Raw genomic sequence first — 16,732 nt, 5'->3', positions numbered from 1 at the left:
AAAATTATTTTTGCTACATAAAAAGACCCTCAATACCTCCGGTAATTAGGGAAGGTATTGAGGGCAACCGCTTGAAGTTATTCTGTTATTTGTTAAGAGCCTTTAGCTCCAGCCAGTCGATTGAAGAATGGTGAGAGCCACAATAGCAATAATGAATGTAATGCCCGTGTACGGTAAAACATAACGCCACCATTGACGCAAATCCACTCCACTCATGGACAATGCGGCAGCCAAGACGGCGGAGACCGGCGTCACAAAGTTCGTCAAACCGTCACCCAATTGGAAGGCCAGACACATCACCTGGCGGGTAATGCCCAAGACATCCGCGACAGGCACAAAGAGCGGGATAAGCATCGGCACTTTGGCAGGACCGGACGGAATTAACAGATTGATTGCCGTAGTGAAGAGGAACATACCGGAAGCGGTAAACGCATCACCTAACCCGCCGATAGCCGTAACAGCAGCGTAGGCAATCGTGTGCAAAATTTTGCCGTCCGTGAGCACAATCCCGACCACTTTGGCAAAACCGATCATCAAGCAAATACCACCCATGGCCGAAGCGCCTTTTAAGAAAGTAACGGCCAATTCGTTCGGATTGGTTCTGTTGACAATACCCACCACGATCACAGCCACCATGGCAAAAGCGATCAAATTAGGGAAGCCCCATGCGTAGGCTGCGGCACCATAAGCATAGAAAGCAAATGGCACCAACATGCACAGAGCCGTCACGATGTCTTTTGTACCCAAGACCGGAATACTCTTATTGAGTTCATCGTTGCCATCAGGCTCTTCAACACAACCCAAAATACTGCGAGAGGGATCTTTGCTGATCTTTAAGCAGTAACGAGTCGTGTAAATCACACAAAGAAGCGTCAAAGCTGCCCAAACAACTAAACGGGCACCCAAACCTGAAATAGGAGCAAGGCCTGCGGTCTCTTGAGCCATCAAAATAATGGCAACCGTCGGACCTGCGGCTTGACCCGTGATATAAGACAAATAAAAGATAGACAAAGCAGCGATTTTGTCCAAACGAAGCTTCTTCACCAAAAGCAAGCCCACCAGCACAAATGTAACTAATGAATCCTGACCGGCCAAGGCCCCGATCGCCGACATCAAAACAACGATTGCCGGTACCAAAACCGTAATGCTTTTGTCTTGGAGTTTATAGACCGAGTAATTGATCACGTTGTTAATAGCACCGGATTCAATCACCACGTAAATCAAACCGCCCATAATGAAGAGCAGTGCAAAAATCACACCCTGAGAAGCTACGCCGTTGGTTACTTCAACCAAAGCACGCCAGGGACTGATTGGTGAATTCTCCACCCAATGGAAAGAATTCGGTACCACCAATCCCGTTTGAGGATCAATTTCATAAAGGCCTGCAGGCAGGATGTAGGTCAAACCGCAGCAAAATAGAATGATTAATAAAATCAAAACTAAAACGTGCGGAATACTGAAGCGAAAGACCTTGTCGGAAAAACTTTCTTTTTGTTTTGTCATTTCTTAGTCCCTTTTTAAGCTTGCTCAAAAACGACTTCCGATACACCGTTTTCTTCGTTATCGATGATCTTGTGGACGGGGTGCTTGCGACTAAATTGCGGCCAGCACTGTTCATCAAATTCACCATCTTTGAAGAATTTGATCCACAACGTCTGCATCGTTTTTTGCAAACGAAGCATTTCTTCTTGAGTGGCCCCGGATAACATCGCGGCGTTTTCCCACGCTTTTAGCGTTCCGAAAACAAACGGCAATTCAATGGTATGGCAAGAGTCGTACACCGAATCGGGCGCCTTCCACATGAAACGGTATTTCCAAGTCGGGCAACCTGCCTCTTGAGTACGGGCAGCAAATTCCTGAGCGGGCCAGTCATAACGGGCCAACTGCATCGCCGCGCTCTTTTTCTCACTTTCCGGATCACGAGCCAAAGTGAAAGCATGCACTTCATCGGCAGTCGTTCCGATCACAATCTTGAGTTTTTTACGAGCAGCACCTTTAACCGCGGCATCAATCGTTGCCTGGGTTGTGTGCCATTCATCTTTGACAGGACGGAAAATCATGCCGGCATACTTCGCTCCGCAGTCCTGTTTAAAGCAAGCGTCCGTGGCTGCCAAAATTTCATCAACAGACTTTGAACGAATTTTTTCACCCAACTGAGGATCGGTTGCGCTCAAACCCAAATGTTTAAAAATGGATTCTGAAACGGTAATGGCGTCTTGCATGGTGTGATTGCCACGACCGATGGACGGGCTTTCCAAAATGGCTTTCTGGAACAAACCATCGGCTTCTTCAAGACCCATCATATGAACAATGGCATTGCCACCGGCGGATTGACCAAACACGGTTACGTTGTCCGGATCACCGCCGAAAGCATGAATGTTTTTCTGAACCCAACGCAAAGCCTCAATTTGATCCATGATGGACAGGTTGTCGGTGTTTAAGGCCGGATGGACCAAAAAGCCCAATGCCGCAATACGGAAGTTCACCCCCACAACAACCATATGACCTTGTCGAGCCAATTCCGAGCCGTCATACCAATCAATGTTTCCGGCTCCACTCACGTTGGCGCCGCCGTGAAACCAAACGGCTACCGGCAATTTTTCGTTAACGTTCGGCGTAGAAATTTCCAGAGTCAAACAATCCTCGTCGTAGCGGCGATTAAGCGGCCCCATCGGACCTTCCAGATCTGACGGTCCTTGAGGAGCGATCGGTGTTTCTTTCGTGCAATCTAAAACACCATTCCAAGGTTCGGCAGCTTGAGCCGGTTTAAAACGGCCTTCACCAGTTGTCGGTTTGCAGTAGGGGACGCCTCTGAACTTGAACACACCATTGCATTCAAATCCACGAACCAATCCGGTTTGTGTCATCACTTCAGGACAAGACATAACAGCCTCCTGTTTATTTGTTCACTTGTTCGCTAGGTAATCTACTACCTTTTCTGTTTACCTGTGTATTGGGACTATCCCGATAGTGATTTCCTTTTCAAAACAGACGGTTAACCGTACAATTTCCCACTTAACGATCATCTGGGGTTATTGGTGACCTTTTCAGATCCATTGAGATAAAGACATGGCTAGAAGTTTAAAAATCAAAAAAGTCTCTGCAGCAGATTTAGTTTGCTCAAAAATCAAAGAGTTAGTAACCAACGGAACTTGGGCTACTGATCAAAAAATTCCATCAGAAAGTGAATTAGCCGATACTTTTGGGGTCAACCGTCTAACTGTGCGCATCGCTCTTCAGCGACTCAATGCATTAGGAATTTTGGATACGCGCGTAGGCGAAGGAACCTTTGTGCGCTCTTTTGATTTCTCGACACACATGGCGGAAATCTCGGACTTTTATGTCAACCCCCAGGTGCTAAACGATACTCAGGAATACAGAACAATTATTGAAACGGCCGCGGTCAAATTAGCCATACAACGTCAAACGCCGGAGATTTTGGGGAAACTGAAAAAATGTTGTGATGACTTCAAGACGGAAGTTGCGCGCTACTATCAGTTAGATAACCAAGAACAAAAAAAGGAATGTCTGGAAAAAACAGTCGATATTGGTTTAGATTTTCACACAACCATTTTTGAGCTATCGGGTAACCAGCTACTCCAATTAGCCTTTTCAATTTGCAAAGTACCTATCCGTAAACACATGCTTGTCAATGCTTTAAAACGCATTGATAACCCGGCAGGAAATAAATCTTCTACTTGGATCAAGGCATATCAAGGAATTTATGAAGCCATCAAAGACAAAGATGAAGATTTGTGCTTCAAGCACCTCCAACACATGATTTCAAGCTCGGATCACTAAAGCAATGGCCCGACAAATGCGGGCCATTGTTTATTCATCTATCGGGGTATTAACCCACACGAGGAACGGTCAGTGAACCTTCGGGCATCAAAATCGTCGCAGGATGGTCGCCCAATTTTTGTTTAGCAATAGCAATAGCCTCATCAACACACTCTGTCGTAGCGGCAAAGTGCATGGATTTTGCTAGGTCCTTATCGAGCTTAGTCACCAAAACAAAGTCCGCTTTGGATTGAGGACGAGTAATGGCAAAGGCCTTATTCGCACCAATTTGGAAGTTATCTTCCAACTCTTTACGAATAGCTTCAGGCGTCTTTAAGCGCTTAAACGTTTCTTCCAACTTAGCAGAGCCCGAACCTTCAATGCATTCGGCAAGTAAAATCACCACCCCGCCTTCTCGCACTGCACACATGGCATTGTCCATCGTTTTTTGCATCTGATAGACATTGATATCTTTCGGGTAGCCGCCGCAGGAGGCAATCACAAGATCGGCTTCCTTGGGGATCACGCAACCATACACTTCATCGACAAAGCTGCAGGCCACCTTATGAGCCTTAATGTAATCGCCTGCAAACATCTTCAAGAATTCATGCTTTGCGTTCAAAACGGCATTAAAAAGGAACAATGAACGACCTTTAGCAAAAAGCGCCACGCCTTCCATTTGGTCTTCGTAGCAAGGATTACCCTCCATGATGCCCAAACCCGCATGAGGATCCAACATCCAGCTGTGATTTTTGCGAACTGTTTCCATGGCGGCGCAACCCGGCAAAATAGCCTTTCTGCCACCACCATAACCTGAGAAGTAGTGGTGGACAATGGTGCCTGTCAAAATAACGTGGTCAACATCACACAAGAGCTTATTGATCCAAACCGGCGTACCACGGCTCGTATCGCCAAAGTACTCGAAATCGTCCGCATTGGTGGCGACACTGTTATACATCTTGATGCGGGAGGCGACTTCTTTTCCAACCTGCTCAACCATTTCTTCATGCGTCATCACACGGTGCGTTCCCAAAGAAAAAACGATCCGCATATTTTCATCGGGCACACCCAAACGATTCATTTCATTGACAAACACCGGCATGAAGTCGTAACTGTTGGCAACACGTGTCGGGTCATTGCAAATAAAAGCAACCGTATCACCCGGCTTAACAATTTCAGACAAAGCAGGCGAGCCAATCGGATGATTGATCGCATCCAAAATACCTTGTTCAATGTTTTGCATCGGAGGGAAATCTTCGGTACGAACGACCTTCAAAATGTCGTTTTCTTCGTAGTCAAACGTTTTCGTACCGTGACCATAGGCAAAAGTAAATTGTTTGGAAGCCATAGGAAGTCCTTTAGAGTCTTTTTGAAACAACTGTTTATTTTAACTTGTGTTTAGTTCTCGTTACGTTTAAAGCGAGAAATTAATTTCGCAAAGATAGGTAATATTTTTGATCTACTGTCATATAAAGCCAAGAAAATCCTTTATGACGGTATGGACATTTTTTCAAACTTTCTACACAATTAGCGCTTAGCGTATTTTTGAATATGCTCACCAAACGTCTCGAATGCGAACGGGTGAGTTTTCTCACTTTGAAGCCTTTGGGTGTGTTTATCAAATACCGTTTTAACGGTGTTGTTATTTTTTGGAAGTGAAAGAAAATGGCTTCGGTAAATAAAGTCATCATTATTGGTAACTTGGGTCGTGATCCGGATACGCGCTACACCGCTGAAGGCGGTACCGCCATTACGACAATTACGGTTGCAACCTCTCGCCGCTACAAAGATTCCAACGGTCAACCTCAGGAAGAAACAGAATGGCACCGCGTTGTGTTTTTCGGCCGTCAAGCCGAAATCGCCGCCGAGTATCTCCGCAAAGGTCGCCCGGTTTATATTGAAGGTCGTCTGCGTACTCGTAAATGGCAAGGTCCGGACGGACAAGATCGTTATTCAACAGAAATCATCGCTGAAACGATGCAGATGTTGGGTAGCCGTGAACGCAGTGAAGGCACTGGCGCAGGTGGTTTTGAATCTGCTCCCCGCCGTCCCGCTCCTGTTCACACCGAACACGCTCCGGCTTCGACCTATCAACAGCCGCGCCAACCGGAACCCGTGCCCGCTCCAGTGAACGGTTTGGATAATCTTGACGAAGACATTCCGTTCTAATTTCTGAACTCAGTATCAGACACACGCCCGCTCGAATCATAAGCGGGCGTTTTTATTTCCGCTTGATTCAAAGGCAACAAAACTTCGCCTAAGAATAGCGCTATACTCCTAGAGCTATCTTATTGTTTAAAAAGAAGTTATAAAAAATCTGACTGACTGGCTGGATTTTTTATTTCATTCTGGAGTAAGATGGCGGGTTAATTGTGTATTTAACCCCCTAACGGGTAGAGTGTACAAATGAGTTTATTCCCCTTGCATTACCGAAATCGAATCGGCCGAGCCTTACGTCTGGCTCGAGGGGAAAATGTTTCCAAAACGGCAATCCTTTTTTAAGGATTGCCGTTTTTTTAGATATGTTTGTTTGAACCGCTAAAGAGAGAAGAGCAATGACCGTAATTCCAAATACTGTCCGCGCCATGCTGGAGCCGATGATTAAAGCCAACGGTGGTTGGGTTAACACCCACGCTCACGCCGACCGTTCCTTCACGCTAAGTCCTGAAATTATGGAAATGCGCCGCACCTGCACTCTGCAGCAAAAATGGGACGCTCTGGACCGCCTGAAAAGAGAATCAACGGTAGATGATTTCTACACGCGCTTTTGCACAATGTTTGAATTAATGATCAGCCAAGGCGTTACCGCCTTGTGCACCTTTGTCGACATCGATCCGCAAAGTGAAGACCGTGCCATCATTGCCGGCATCAAAGCTCGTGAACACTACAAAGATCAGTTGACTGTTAAATTTGCCAACCAAACACTCAAAGGCGTGATTGATCCTGAAGCCCGTAAATGGTTCGATATCGGTGCTGATTTGGTTGACATCATCGGCGCTTTGCCCAAACGTGACGAACGTGATTTTGGCAAAGCCGATGAGGCCTGGAACATCATCATGGGCACCGCCAAAGAAAAAGGCAAGATGGTTCATGCCCACGTCGACCAATTCAACCAAGCTGTTGAATATGAAACGGAACAAATGTGCATGAAGACCATGGAATTTGGTCTGCAAGGACGAGTGGTTGGTGTGCACGGCATCTCTATTGCCGCTCACTCCAAGAAGTATCGCGACCGCCTCTACCAACTGATGCGCGAAGCTGGCGTCATGATGATTGCTTGTCCGACCGCCTGGATTGACACCCCGCGTACGGAAGCAATCGGACCGATGCACAATTCCATGACACCGGTTGATGAATTGGTACCTGCAGGCGTTCGTGTGGCTATCGGTGTGGATAATGTGGCCGATGCTATGGTTCCGTGGAGTGGCGGTGACATGTGGCATGAATTGACTTTAATGGCCACCGGCTGCCGCTATGACAACTTTGAAGACTTGGTTGAAATTGCTACTCGCAACGGTCGCATGGCCTTGGGTCTCGAACCGTATGAACCGTTGCCCATCAAGAAATAATGAGAGGAGAAAGAACAAATGCCGTCTAAACTTGCTGAAAACATTTTGATTGAGAATCTGCTCTCATTGAACGCAGTGGCTTTCTTAACTGAAGAACCTCTGCGTTTGAAGTCTGGCTTGGTCACGCCGATTTACGTTGATAACCGCAAGCTGATCACCCATCCGGATGCTTGGCATGATGTCATTGAAACCATGGCTTCGCTGATTGACAAGTGGGGCTTGGAGTATGACGTGATCGCCGGCGTGGAAGCCGGTGGTCTTACGCATAGCGCCGCTCTTGCCTATCGTTTGAACGTTCCGACGATTTACGTTCGCCAACGCGCCAAAACTTATGGTAACTTAGACCGTATCGAAGGCGGCAGCGTAAAGGGCAAACGTGTTTTGATCATTGAAGATCATATTTCTACCGGTCTATCTTGCTTGGATGCCATTAAGACATTGCGTGAAGAAGGCGCGATCGTCACCGACTGTGTAAGCATCACCAATTTCGACATGACTGAAACAGCTGAACTCTTTAAGGAAGCTGGCGTCAAAGTTTTCCGCATGATTGAGTTCAAACGCATTGTTGAAAAAGCCGTCGAAATGGGCATGATCAACGAAGAGCAAAAGGCGACCATCATGGAATGGCTCAAGACGCCGTGGACATGGGCTGCTCGCCGTGGCTTAATTGCCACCACACGCGAAAATTAATTTGCCATTCAATTGGTTCTTTGGGAGGGAAATCCGAGGATTTCCCTCTTTTTATTCGAAAATTAATGTATTGATATCAACGGAACGATTCATCATTTTCTGTTCCAATAAAAACCGTTGACTGTTCTGTAATGCATCAATGTCTTTCTGTGTAAGGTCGGAGTAAAAATGTGACCACTCAAATAACTTGGCAGCATCTTCTTTACTGAGCTGCAACTCTTTTGCTCCCAGGGCAATCGCTTGCGATTTATTGCTCAATGCCCATTGAAGTGCCTGTCGATTGACTTTAGCCACTCGTCTGACAACATCGGGATATTCTTTTGCAAAATCACCTCTGGCAGCCAGTACTAAATTGGTTTCAATTAATCCTTTTGCCTTAACGAGCGCATGAAACCCAGCCTTTTCCGCAGCCAAAATTCCACCCGCCGCTAATAACGCCGCATCGGCCCGTCCGCCCAACAAAGTTGTCAAACTGGCTGGTAAATTCATTGATACCCAATTGACATCCTTCATTTCGACGCCAGAACTTTTCAATGCGGCGCTTAATAGATGATGCAAGACGGTGCCTTTCGGACCGACTATCTGTCGCCCCTTCAGATCAACAATGTTTTTAACCTCAGGCTTTGCCACAATCGCAAACGTATCATCCGGGTGCGCCACACCATCAACAATGACAATACGATTGCCCGCAGAATTAGCAATCAGCAACGTACTGGTATTCATGGCGGCGACCATATCAATCTCACCGGCAGCCATTCCCCGAACCTGATTCAGCCCGGCCTTAATGGGTATCCAGTTGATTTTGATACCTTCTTCTGCGAACTCTTTTTCCAATAGCCCCTGACTTTTCATAACAATGTTTTGTATGTTAAACGGAGCCTTTACGTAAGTAATATTGAGCTGTTGGGGCCATGTCTGACACTGGGCAACCAACGAAAACAGCCCTAAAAACAGTAGTGAAAATAATTTTTTCATCATTCGTGTCTCACCGCTTCGATCGGATCCAACTGAGCGGCCCTGCGTGCAGGGAAATAACCGAAAATAACACCGGTCAGCGCCGCAAATAAGAACGCAATCATATTGATGCTTGGATCAAAAATGAAGGGCACACCCATTGTTGCCGCCAAGGCAAAAGAACCGATAAAAGCAATCACAACACCTAAAACACCGCCCATAGCTCCCAATACGACCGCTTCAATCAAAAATTGCATCAAAACTTCCCTCTCTAATGCACCGATTGCCAAACGAACACCAATTTCTCGCGTCCTTTCCGTCACACTGACGAGCATGATATTCATAATTCCAATGCCGCCGACAACCAGACTAACCGCGGCCACTGCTCCCAAAAGCATCGTCATGATTTCTGTCGTACTCGAAACTCTCCGAGCAATTTCTTCTGTATCCAAAATCATAAAGTTGTCATCATCGGCATCGGATAAAGAGCGTCTTTCCCTCATTAAAAGACGAATACTTTCTGTCACCAACGCTCGATCAATCTGTGAATCGACTGACACTAAAATAGCTGAAACCCTTGTGTTTCCTGAGACTCTCCGTTGAAAGGTTTGAATTGGCATGACCACCAAGTCATCTTGGTCACCACCGATAGCCGCTTGCCCTTTACTTTCCAAAACACCCACAACACGACAAGAAAACTGACCGGTACGCAACATTTGCCCCACGGCATTGGATGATCCGAAAATTTCCTTTTCAATCGTTGTCCCAATTACACACACAGCAGCCCCTGACTGCTCTTCCTGCGGCTCGAAATAGCGCCCTTGTCTAATTTGCCGATTATCCAAAATGAAATACTGATTGGAGCTGCCGATAACCTGTGTACTCCAGTTGCGCCCTTGGGCCACAACTGTCATGGATTGCTGTCTTTGAGGCGCAACTGCTTTAACTCCTGCGATTTGATTGGCAATTGCATCGACGTCTTCAAGTTTAAAAGACGGAGCGCCCGCTGAACCGCCAGGCCCCATACGCTGTCCGGGACGAATCATCAGTTGGTTACTGCCCAAGCTTTCAATCTGCTCACGAACGGCCTGCGTTGCACCGTTTCCGACCGTCACCATTGTGATCACGGCCGCCACACCGATAACAATACCGAGGACCGTCAGCAACGAACGCATGGGATTGCGCCATATTTGACGTAAAGCCAATATAAAAGCATTCCCCCACATACCTAAACTCCCTGATCACTTTCTATGCGACCGTCTCTGAAATGAACAATCCTCTTGGCAAACGTCGCCATCTCCGGTTCATGAGTTACAAGCGAAACCGTAATTCCATCTTGCTCATTGAGGTCTTTGAGCAATTGCATAATTTCAATACTTCGTTTGGTATCCAGACTACCTGTCGGCTCATCGGCTAAGAGCAGCAACGGCTTACTCACAATTGCACGAGCAATAGCCACGCGCTGTTGTTGGCCGCCTGACAATTCCGCAGGCGTGTGGTGTTCCCATCTCAAAAGCCCCACCCGGTCCAAAGCCTGCCTGGCCAATTTATGGCGTTCTTCACGAGGCACTCCTCGATACAGAAGTGGCAACTCGACATTCTCCAGTGCGGTTGTTCGCGCCAAAAGATTAAATCCCTGAAAAATAAAGCCCAAATATTTCCGGCGCAACAAAGCTCTTTCGTCGTGACTCATTTTTTCGACCGGAGCCCCTTTAAACAAGTAACGACCGGAAGTTGGCGTATCAAGCGCTCCCACAATATTCATGCAGGTTGACTTCCCCGATCCCGAGGGCCCCATCACAGCAACAAAATCACCTTCTTCAATGACGAAATCAATCCCCTGCAAGGCGAAAAAGGCAGCTTCGCCTTGTCCGTAGCGCTTATGAATATCAATGAGCTGAACCAATGGGATCTTTTCAGACATGCTCACTCCTTGCTAGTTGGTCCGAAGCTGGCTCGTAATGACCAAGTCACCCGCTTTCAAATCGCCCGAAACCACCTCTGTTCGTGTTCCGTCCGATGCACCGGTAATGATGTCAACCTCTTGAGCGCTACCGTCACGCAAAACCCACACGGTATTTTTCCTTTGTGTGGTCACGCCTCCGACTTCTTTCGAGACTTTGTTGGATGAACGGGGTGGCCCCATCATGAGGCTGCTGACCGCGCTTGAACCCTTAGCCGATACGCTGGGAGCAAATCGCAATGCTGTATTAGGAACCAGCAGAGCGTTATCGCGCTTTTCCGTCACAATTCTTGCTGTTGCCGTCATCCCCGGGCGTAAAAGCAACTCCTCATTGCTCACTTTTAAATAAGCGGTGTAGGTCACCACATTTGTTTCCGACTCCGTGGGACCATAAGCCACTTTAGTCAAGGTTGCCGGGAAATTTTTGTTGGGATATGCACTGACCGTGAACGTTGCTTTCTGACCTGGCTGCACAACACTGACATCGGCCTCGTCTACATCAATTTCAAGTTCTAATGTTCTTAGGTCACTCGCCAATGTTAAAAGCTCAACAGCTTGTAAAGAAGCCGCCACCGCGTATCCCGGTTCTACGGAACGAGCTAAAACCACACCGTCAATAGGTGAAGAAATGTAGGCTTTCGTTAAATCCGTCTGAGCGGTTTCCAATTCAGCCTGAGCTGTTTGAATTTGAGCGCCGGCAGTATCCAATGAAGCTTGTGCGCGAGCAACAACGGCTGCCTGTTCATCCAATTCGGTTTGTGCCGGTGTTTTTCCGCCCGAAAGTTTTCTCACATTAAGAAGTCTTTTGTATTTAGCGTTCGCCTCATTGAGCGTTGCCTCAGCTTCTTTCTGCGCTGCTTGTGCACTGGCCAAGGCCGCTTTTGCTTTTTCAACCGAAGCCTTCAATTTGGCTGTATCAAGTTCAATTAGCACCTGACCATGCTTAATAGGATCGTTTACATCAACTAAAACATTCTCAACAATCCCGGACAGTTCTGAGCCAATCGTCACTTTTTGTTCAGCTTCAAGCGTCCCGTTTGCCGTCACCTCAACCTGCAGTACGCCTTGAGTAACCGCTTCAGTTAAGTACCGCGGACCAGCATCTTTGCTGCCCATCCACCAGGAAAAAGCCGCAACCACTGCCACACAGGCAGCCCCCAGTGCCCAAGTTTTTCTTTTCGAACGCCCCTGAGCATCATCGCCGCCTAGTAAGGATTTGATCTTTTCTTTGTCGTTACTCATCATTTTTCCTCATTGTTCGGGTCAGTCGGAACCCACCCGCCACCCAGCGCCCGATATAAATCAATATGAGCAATTGCCCAATCCGCTTGGTTACTGGCCTCATTATCCTGAGCCGTTAGCCAAGACCGTTGCGTCGTCAAAACCGTTTGATAATCTTCCAGACCGCTTGAATATTGCTGCAAAGCCAATTGAGCAGCCAAGTGAGAACTCTCCGTTGCCGTTTTAAGGGACATTTTTTTAGCCGCACTGGATCGAATACCGGATAATGCGTTTTCCGTTTCTTCTAAAGCAGCAACCAAAGTTTGCGTGTATTGAGCCTGCGCGCGATCAAGATTAGCTTTCTGTGTCTCGGTACCGGCCACAACATCACCCCAATTCAAAAAAGGCATCGACAAAGCACCAACCAAGGCACCGATTCCGGTTCCACTTGCTCCCAACGCCCCAACCGTTGCCGCGGCGGTACCTATTGAACCGGAAAGTGACAAAGTCGGGAAGTAATCAGCTTGTGCAACACGAACATTTTCCATCGCGGCTCTCACCGTTTCACGCGCTGCCAACACATCAGGTCTTAAAGAAATCACATCTGCAGGAATAGAAACCGCAATCTTTCCCGGAGGGGTCGGAATATCTGCTGAAGGCAAATTTTGAATTTCACTCAACGGCAAAACGGTCAATCTTGATAGGGCGGTCTCATACTGCAAAATGTTATGCATATTCGTGGCGATACTAGCCTTGGCATTTTCAAATTGGGCATTTGCCTGTTCATAGTCCGTAGCCGATACAAGCCCGGCCTGGTAACGCCATTGAGTTAAATTCTTCGCCTCTTCATAAGATTTGACACTTTGTCTGGCGATTGCCAAGCGACTTTGAGCCAGGCGCAAATTGACATAAGTGAGCGCCACCTCACTTGTCATTGCATTTTTTGTGTCTTCCAGGGATAACTCAGAAGCTAATGCACTGGCCTGAGCCGCTCGTCTTGAAGAAACATCCTTACCACCAAAACTAAAAGACCATGCCGCAGCGGCATCCGCACCAAAGCTTTCCGTAGAAGTGTTATTTCGACGGTTTCGGGCGCCATCAGCCCCCAACGTTGCTGTCGGGAAGAGTTGAGAAGTCGCTGCCGTCAGACTAGCCATCGCCGAGCGTAAGTTCGCCTGGGCTTGAGCAATGTCAGTATTGTTTTTAAGCGTCGCTTCCACCAACATATTTAATGACGGATCTTTCCAAGATGACCACCATTGCGCAGGAGGCACCCTGAGCGACTTTGCCTCTGCCGTCCCCTCTCCGTAACTCCATGTTGAGGCCAATAGACGACTTTGTTCTTCAGTCAACTGCACAGGCTGAACGGCGCAACCAGCCAGTCCGACAACACATGACACCGTTAATGCAAGAGTGAGAATTTTTTTCACATTCTTTCCCCTTTTTACCTTAATTCAAAGTGTGCCATAAAAAGTTGTAACAATCTCCCGAAGCGAGTAATTTTTTGCAAGTGCTTTCAAGTAAGGCAATCGTCTTAGTGGCAAATCGCACTTGGGGCAAACTTAATACTCGAATATCATTATTATTACGGTCTTATTTATTAAAGTGTGTTTGTACTATCTCAATGCCTTTAAATCTTCTTTTATCGTTACATGACGAGGTATTCGAAGCGCTGATCGCAGACTTCTTAGTTTTTTGTAACTATGAAGTCCGGGCGGCATACAGTCAGCAAGATGCGCTCAGCTACTGCCAAAACGACAATTTCGACATGGCCGTTATTGATATCAAAGAAGAAAAGGATGCTCAGTTTGTTGAATACTTATTAGCCATTAAACCCGAATTGGATATTCTCGCCTTAATCCACGAGGGCGTTTCGAACGATGTAATTAAATCACTTCGTTTGCCTCAGGAACAGCTTTTATCGCTTCCAGCCCCCCTGGTTTCTATTTTAGAAGCCATCAAGGTCGCCAATGAGTCCAGGCAAAATGAAAAATTAAAATCTCTCACCCCTGTCACCATCGGATCGCTTTGCATTGACAAACAAAATGCTACCGCTAGTGTTCACGGCGTTCCATTAACCTTAACTGTCACGGAATTCACCCTTTTGGATCTTTTGGCCGACAACCTGAATGCCCCGGTGAGTAAAGATGAAATTTACCCCAAAGTTTTAGGGCGTCCTCGCGGACAATTTGACAGAGCCATTGATGTCCACATTTCCAGTGTCCGCCACAAACTTCATCAACTGCACTGCGACGATATTTGCATTGAAAGTGTAAGGGGCGTCGGTTACCGTCTCTGCAAACAAGATTAATTGCTGCTCTATTCCCTATAAAAAACGACTTTTTTTGATAAATCGCTATTTTTTCGCGATTTTTGTCAAATTCTTTCTCATTCTTTTAACGACTGTAGAAGAAAAAGCGCAAAATAGAACCATTGACATTTCCATTTAGTCATTAAAGGGGATCATTATGAGTCAATATCCAGTTGAGAATATCCGTACTGTAGCTTTGGTGGGCCACGGCTCCACCGGTAAGACAACCTTGATGGAAGCACTGCTTTATCGCAACGGTGTCATTAAAGAAGTTGGGACTGTTGAAAAAGGCAACACCGTTGGTGACTTTGATCCGATGGAAAAAGAAGTCAAACATTCGTTGCGTACGACTGTGGCTCATCTGAACGCTCAAAAAGACGATGGCACGCCTGTTCGTATTTTCTTATTGGATACCCCGGGGTACCCCGATTGTGTAGGTCAGGCATTGGGTGCACTGGATGCCGTAAAAACCGTCTGTGTGGTTGTTGATGCCACAAAAGGCATTGAACTGATGACCAGACGCATGATGCACTGGGCCAAAGAACGCAACCTCTGCCGCATGATTGTTGTCAATAAGATTGACCAGCCTGACGTGGACTTGGCCAAGCTTATTCTTGACCTGCGTGAAGCATTCGGAAACGAAGTGCTACCGCTTAACTTGCCGAACAAAGATTGTTCTCACGTTATTGACTGCTTTGACAATGACAAGGGTGAAGCCAATTTTGCTTCTGTTGAACGTGTGCACCAAGCTTTCGTCGAACGTGTTGTGGAAATGGACGACGAGACGATGGAACGCTACCTGGAAGAGGGGGCCGTTGATCCCAAGAGTTTGCACGCTCCGTTGACCAAAGCTTTGCGTTTGGGTCACATCATCCCGGTTTGCTTTACCTCGGCTAAAAACTTAATTGGTATGCGTGACTTGATTAAGGTTTTTGTCCGTCATTTGCCCAATCCGACAGAAGCTAATGCTCCGCTCTTTTACAAGGCCGACGGCTCAGAATACATGACATTCCCGGATGCCAACCGCCCGGTATTGGCCCATGTGTTCAAGGTCGTCAACGACCCCTACATTGGCAAGATCGGTCTATTCCGTCTGCATCAAGGCCGCATCACGAAAGACTCCACACTCTTTGTGGACGACGGAAAGAAAGCTTTCAAAATTACTCGTCCGATCATGCTTCAAGGTAAAGAAGGCCTCGAAGTCGATGAAATGAATCCCGGCTACATCGGTGCCGTTGCCAAGGTTGACGATATTGTTTACGGAAGCATTCTTCATGACAGCTCTATTGAAGGCGGCATTTACATGAAGAAATTGAACTTCCCGAAACCGATGTTTGGCTTAGCCGTCAGCCCCGCTAAACGCGGTGACGAAAGCCGTATGTCGGAAGTGCTTGAAAAGATGGTTAGCGAAGATCCCACCTTGGAGGTTGAGCATGACGTTGTCATGAATGAAACCGTTTTAAGAGGTCTGAGTGAACAACATCTTCGCATTGTCCTCAAACGCATGGCTTCTCAGTTCAAACTTGAAGTTCAAACACGCACTCCTCGCGTTCCTTATCGTGAAACAATCGCGGCTCCCGCTGAAGGTCACGCTCGCCATAAGAAACAAACGGGCGGTGCCGGCCAATTTGGTGAAGTGTTCCTTCGTGTTGAACCGCTTCCTCGCGGCGCTGGTTTCAAGTTTGTCGATCAGGTTAAGGGCGGTGCCATTCCGTACAACTTCATTCCTGCTGTTGAAAAAGGTGTTCAAGAAGTTTTGGATTCCGGCTACGTGGCGGGCTACCCCATCCATGACGTTCGTGTCACGGTTTACGATGGTAAGTATCACCCCGTAGACAGTAAGGAAGTCGCATTCGTCGCTGCCGGCAGAAAAGCGATGTTGGATGCTTTGGCCAATGCTAAGCCCACTTTGCTTGAGCCGATTGTCAGAATCGAAATTGAAGCGCCGGATTCCTGCATGGGCGACATCGCCGGCGACTTGGCAAGTCGCCGCGGACAAGTCAGCGGAACCGAAAACCTGACCGGTGGCATGATGCTCATCACCGGACGGGTGCCGCTCACCGGTCTTGATGGATACGCTAATCGCCTGAACGCTCTAACACAAGGTGCGGGCACCTATTCGATTGAATTGTTGGCATACGAACCGGTTCCTGCCTCAGTTCAAGCTGAATTGGCCAGTAAGTATCAACGCAAGGCCGAAGAAGATTAATACTGACGTCTGAGCTTTGCAGTCGGTCGGATTCT

General features: G+C 47.2%; 14 protein-coding genes. 6 read left to right on the top strand and 8 right to left on the bottom strand.

Annotation, left to right across the window (positions count from 1 at the left end; all coding sequences use genetic code 11):
• Positions 1-102 precede the first annotated feature (102 nt).
• Positions 103-1,503 (bottom strand): AbgT family transporter, encoded by a 1,401-nt coding sequence (locus tag NW199_RS04815; RefSeq protein WP_258333793.1) that lies wholly within the window; start codon positions 1,501-1,503, stop codon positions 103-105.
• 14 nt (positions 1,504-1,517) lie between these two features.
• Complete coding sequence (locus NW199_RS04810) at positions 1,518-2,885, bottom strand: carboxylesterase/lipase family protein (protein ID WP_258333792.1); 1,368 nt, start codon at positions 2,883-2,885, stop codon at positions 1,518-1,520.
• Between the two features lie 184 nt (positions 2,886-3,069).
• On the opposite strand from NW199_RS04810, the gene NW199_RS04805 reads away from it, so the two are divergent.
• Positions 3,070-3,801 carry a FadR/GntR family transcriptional regulator gene (locus NW199_RS04805; RefSeq protein WP_258333791.1) on the top strand — a complete coding sequence of 244 codons (732 nt, stop codon included), beginning with the start codon at positions 3,070-3,072 and terminating at the stop codon, positions 3,799-3,801.
• Positions 3,802-3,850: 49 nt separating this feature from the next.
• On the opposite strand, the gene NW199_RS04800 is transcribed toward NW199_RS04805, so the two are convergent.
• Positions 3,851-5,128, bottom strand: coding sequence for a nickel-dependent lactate racemase family protein (locus NW199_RS04800; protein WP_258333790.1), 1,278 nt, complete (start codon positions 5,126-5,128; stop codon positions 3,851-3,853).
• Between the two features lie 317 nt (positions 5,129-5,445).
• Between NW199_RS04800 and ssb the strand changes: the two genes are divergently transcribed.
• From ssb to NW199_RS04785, 3 genes are all read left to right on the top strand, one after another.
• Positions 5,446-5,949 carry a single-stranded DNA-binding protein gene (gene ssb / locus NW199_RS04795; protein WP_022472549.1) on the top strand — a complete coding sequence of 168 codons (504 nt, stop codon included), beginning with the start codon at positions 5,446-5,448 and terminating at the stop codon, positions 5,947-5,949.
• A gap of 386 nt (positions 5,950-6,335) precedes the next feature.
• On the top strand, positions 6,336-7,349 hold the full coding sequence (locus NW199_RS04790; RefSeq protein WP_022472550.1) for an amidohydrolase family protein: 1,014 nt from the start codon (positions 6,336-6,338) through the stop codon (positions 7,347-7,349).
• 18 nt (positions 7,350-7,367) lie between these two features.
• On the top strand, positions 7,368-8,039 hold the full coding sequence (locus tag NW199_RS04785) for an orotate phosphoribosyltransferase (RefSeq protein ID WP_258333789.1): 672 nt from the start codon (positions 7,368-7,370) through the stop codon (positions 8,037-8,039).
• Positions 8,040-8,090: 51 nt separating this feature from the next.
• Here NW199_RS04785 and NW199_RS04780 read toward each other — a convergent pair whose 3' ends face one another.
• The 5 genes from NW199_RS04780 to NW199_RS04760 are packed head-to-tail and all read right to left on the bottom strand — an operon-like array spanning position 8,091 to position 13,607.
• A complete protein-coding gene (locus NW199_RS04780; protein ID WP_258333788.1) occupies positions 8,091-9,017 on the bottom strand; it encodes an ABC transporter substrate-binding protein in 927 nt (308 codons plus the stop codon).
• Positions 9,014-10,219 carry an ABC transporter permease gene (locus NW199_RS04775; RefSeq protein ID WP_258333787.1) on the bottom strand — a complete coding sequence of 402 codons (1,206 nt, stop codon included), beginning with the start codon at positions 10,217-10,219 and terminating at the stop codon, positions 9,014-9,016. The genes NW199_RS04780 and NW199_RS04775 overlap by 4 nt, the downstream gene beginning before the upstream one ends.
• A gap of 2 nt (positions 10,220-10,221) precedes the next feature.
• Positions 10,222-10,917: an ABC transporter ATP-binding protein gene (locus NW199_RS04770; protein WP_022472554.1), complete on the bottom strand. Its 696-nt coding sequence runs from the start codon at positions 10,915-10,917 to the stop codon at positions 10,222-10,224.
• A 12-nt stretch (positions 10,918-10,929) separates the two neighbouring features.
• The gene (locus NW199_RS04765) at positions 10,930-12,201 is read right to left on the bottom strand and encodes an efflux RND transporter periplasmic adaptor subunit (RefSeq protein ID WP_258333786.1); all 1,272 of its coding nucleotides are present in this window, start codon (positions 12,199-12,201) and stop codon (positions 10,930-10,932) included.
• A complete protein-coding gene (locus NW199_RS04760; RefSeq protein ID WP_258333785.1) occupies positions 12,198-13,607 on the bottom strand; it encodes an efflux transporter outer membrane subunit in 1,410 nt (469 codons plus the stop codon). Before NW199_RS04760 ends, NW199_RS04765 begins: the two co-directional genes overlap by 4 nt.
• Before the next feature lie 194 nt (positions 13,608-13,801).
• Between NW199_RS04760 and NW199_RS04755 the strand changes: the two genes are divergently transcribed.
• Together NW199_RS04755 and fusA are read left to right on the top strand one after the other, a co-directional pair.
• Positions 13,802-14,488, top strand: a complete 687-nt coding sequence (locus NW199_RS04755; protein ID WP_258333784.1) for a winged helix-turn-helix domain-containing protein — start codon at positions 13,802-13,804, stop codon at positions 14,486-14,488.
• Positions 14,489-14,645: 157 nt separating this feature from the next.
• Complete coding sequence (fusA, locus tag NW199_RS04750; RefSeq protein WP_258333783.1) at positions 14,646-16,697, top strand: elongation factor G; 2,052 nt, start codon at positions 14,646-14,648, stop codon at positions 16,695-16,697.
• Positions 16,698-16,732: the final 35 nt, after the last annotated feature.

It is taken from the genome of Parasutterella secunda (assembly GCF_024733725.1).
In the GTDB taxonomy this organism is placed as follows: domain Bacteria; phylum Pseudomonadota; class Gammaproteobacteria; order Burkholderiales; family Burkholderiaceae_F; genus Aphodousia; species Aphodousia faecalis.
Note: the sequence above shows the minus strand (reverse complement) of the source record. Positions and strands in the feature narration are given on the sequence as shown.